We start from the raw sequence: 3,607 nt of genomic DNA, 5'->3' as shown, positions 1-3,607 counted from the left end.
GAAACCGCACCGACAGTGAGTAACATCAAACACCTTCAGGATAACGTTGAAGGTGGCTGGCTTGGCTGGACCATGAACATGAGTACCGCCTCTGATACCGCAACCACGGTCACGCTGAATTTTCATGACGCCCAGCACACCGCGACGCATCAAGGCAACAAATCCCAGACCAATACCCCTGGGTCAGATTACAGCGGTAAAGTCCATGTTTATGACTTGTCAGGGAATTTCCTTCAGGAAGTGTATGTCGATAACAGTAATCAGTATCAAGCACCTATCACGATCCCCGCTGGGCATACAGGTGTGAAACTCTATGCGCTGACCAACAATGACAATGTGTATGAAGGGAACGAAAGCCTCACCATCAATGCCGCTGTGATCGGCAAGCAAGGCTGGGTGCAGTCAGAAAAAGCCTATATCAAAGATGATGCTGACATACCTAAAGTTGCCAGCATCACTAACCTCGAAAATGTCAACGAAGGGGGGTGGCTGTGGAATAAATGGTCCGTGAACATGACCTCCACATCGACCACTGATCGCTTCGTCAAATTGAAGTTTGACGATAGCTTGCATCAGGCAAAATTTGGTGACGACTACACAGGAAAAATCCATGTCTATACCAGTGCGGGCGCATGGGTGGGTGAATACGTTTTGAGCCACAATAATGACATCAACGTTAAAGTGCCTGCTGGCATAAAACACCTCCATGTCAGTGCCGAAGCCATCAATGATAATGTGTATGAGGGGAATGAAACTTTTGTGATTTCAGGCCACGTTGATGGACAAAACTGGGTACAGTCTCAAAACAGCCATATCATCGACAATGAAACCGCTCCCAACGTCAGTGCAGTCTCAAGTACCACGGTAGAAGAAGGTCAGGACGCGACTGTCACGGTCTCACTTAGCAATACCTCGACCAGCACCACCAAAATATGGGTGGATGCTTACAACGGCACTGCGCACGGCGGAGGCAGCGATTATCAAGAAACGCTTTACGTCAACTTCGGTAACGGCTGGCAAAATCTAGGTAACTTTTCAACGGGTAAATGGGTTGATGTTCCGGCGAACAAGTCGTCATTCCAAGTCAGAGTAGCAACATCCAATGATTCCACGTATGAAAATACTCAGTATTTTACCATTCGTGCAAATGCAGAAGATCAAGCACAGGTAAGCGGTACTGTCACTATCACTGACGAAGCAGACAACAAGCCCAGCGTTACCGATGTTTCAGATGTGAGTGTCAATGAGGGCGGCTATGCTGGCCCTGTTAAGGTCACACTCAGCGGATCATCGACACAAACAACCCGCGTTCAAATCGACCTCGACTCCGGAACAGCATCAAGAGCAACTGATTATTATGAAACATATTTTTGGGTTCGCTATGGTGGTGGCAGTTGGCAAAAACACTACGGAAATGTCTCAAGCGGTGTTTATATTGACGTGCCCGCTGGTAACTCATCATTCGAGCTCCGCTTCGATACAAAGAACGACAATATCTATGAGGACACTGAACGATTTTCGGTGTGGGCCAGAGTTGAAGGTGATGGATGGAACTCTTCATCCGGCAGGGGCGAGGTCACCATTAATGATTATTACGACGAACCTGAAGTCACATCAGTAAGCAGTCCCGATGTTTGGGAAGGGGATACAGCGATATTTAATGTTTCCCTCTCAAATGAATCAACATCATCGACGACAGTCACATTAGATTTACAAAGCCACTCAGCAACCGGATATGACTACAACAGTAACTTACAAGTCAGCTTCAACAACGGCTACACATGGCACAATGTGGGCAACTCCGTCAACGTGCCAAGTAACACAGACTCATTTAAAGTGCGCGTGAGTACCAAAGAAGATTCCCAGTATGAGGGAGGCGAACAGTTTAAACTTCTTGCGTCATCCGAGTATCAATCAAACAAGGTATCAGGCACCGCAACCATCCTCGATGATGAACTTGTACCTCGTGAAAGCAGCGGCTTATGGAACGTATCCGGAGTCGAAAAAATGACTCTGGAAATGTGGAATATCAAGACCAATTTTTCCATCTACAAAAACAGCATCGGCTACTACACCATGGACAGCAGTGGCAACATCATGAGTGCCAAAGTTATCATGAGCAAAACCTCAAATTATGGCAGCCTCAACACCGATATTTATCTGAATGGCGCGTCAAAACTGGGCTTATTCCTGATTCCCAATGGACACAAAATAGGATACTCCAACGGCGACGCTTCCATCTCTCTTGATCATGATGGCGCAAGAATCATCCAGAATGGTAAGAAAAGCTGGGTCTATCTCTCTGAATCTCACCGGAACGTATTTGGATACGACAATGAGGACAACAGCGGAAACGAGTCTAAATGGGAAGACTTGCCGGGGGGCGGAGTTTTCCCCTGGCTCAACCCCAAAGACGTGACGTTCAATGTCGTGGCACGCCCTAAAGACTTCGTGACGCCTTTGCTCTTTGATTTGGATGGCGACGGCATCGAAACCATTTCCGTAGATAACTCGAAAATCAATTACGACCTCAATGCGGATGGCGTATCGCGAGCAACAGGTTGGGCGAACGGTGAGGATGGATTCCTTGTCTGGGACATCAATCGCGATGGCGTCATTAACAATGGTAGCGAAATGTTTGGCGAGGGAACCCAGCTTGCTGACGGCTCACGCGCAAAAGATGGCTTTGAAGCTTGAGACAACACGATACCAACGCCGACGGTAAAATTGATATTCATGATGCCATTTACGAAAAACTTAATATTTGGGTCGACAGCAATGTCGATGGCATTACCAACGAGGGTGAATTAAAGACGCTTGCTGAATTAGACATTGCAAGTATCAACCTTACCTCGATATCGTCGGATGAAACAGACAATGGAAATTTACTGAGCCTTATGGGCTCTTACACATCTAAAGATGGCGAAGTGCATGAGTATGCTGATGTATGGTTCAAGCAAGGCGCAAAATTTGACCCATCCACGACTTCGGATATATCGCTAACGGACGGTCAAAATCATACCATCACACATGATCCACGGCCTTCTTTTGAGGGCGATGCTGAGCCGGTGCGTTGGTTGCGTTTTCAATTCTTGACGATACGTTTTCGACCCGAGCAGACCAAAATGGTCACTGGCACCTCACCCTGCCCTCAGATCGCGTTTTAGCCCAAGGAGACAATGCGTTCACAGTGGCCATCACGCATGAAGATACCACCGACGTTAAAACAGGCACTGTAAGCTTGATACCACGCCACCCGAAATCCATCTCAGTAATGCTGATAGCTTGCATGAGGGAGACTCGTTTATCGGAGGCGGCGATTACAATTCATGGGATGCAGGAGCAACAGTAAAAGTTACACAGGGGGACCATGAAATTGGTGAAACGAAAATCCAGCCCGATGGAACATGGAAAATTGACAACCCAGACTATCGCGCAGGAGCGGACATAACGATCAGTATCACCGACGTTGCTGGCAACTCTACGATTGACGACTTCAGTGTTGGTTAAGAGAACTGAAAATTTGCCGATAACGTAAAAATAGAATAATAACAACCTCGTCAGACTGGCTGGGCAAAGACTTTTCGTAGGAGTTTTGTCTGGACTG

At 47.2% G+C, this 3,607-nt stretch carries 3 protein-coding genes; all 3 read left to right on the top strand.

Annotation, left to right across the window (positions count from 1 at the left end; genetic code table 11):
- A partial coding sequence (locus CS022_RS14835; protein ID WP_328590375.1) for a Calx-beta domain-containing protein occupies nt 1–2,697 on the top strand: 2,697 nt, incomplete at its 5' end.
- Nucleotides 2,694–3,167, top strand: coding sequence for a hypothetical protein (locus CS022_RS14830; protein ID WP_129122950.1), 474 nt, complete (start codon nt 2,694–2,696; stop codon nt 3,165–3,167). The genes CS022_RS14835 and CS022_RS14830, both read left to right, overlap by 4 nt.
- 118 nt (nt 3,168–3,285) lie before the next feature.
- Nucleotides 3,286–3,510, top strand: a complete 225-nt coding sequence (locus CS022_RS14825) for an Ig-like domain-containing protein (protein WP_129122949.1) — start codon at nt 3,286–3,288, stop codon at nt 3,508–3,510.
- Nucleotides 3,511–3,607: the final 97 nt, after the last annotated feature.

Source organism: Veronia nyctiphanis (assembly GCF_004116385.1).
Taxonomy (GTDB): domain Bacteria; phylum Pseudomonadota; class Gammaproteobacteria; order Enterobacterales; family Vibrionaceae; genus Veronia; species Veronia nyctiphanis.
This window is presented reverse-complemented; position numbering and strand designations above follow the sequence as displayed.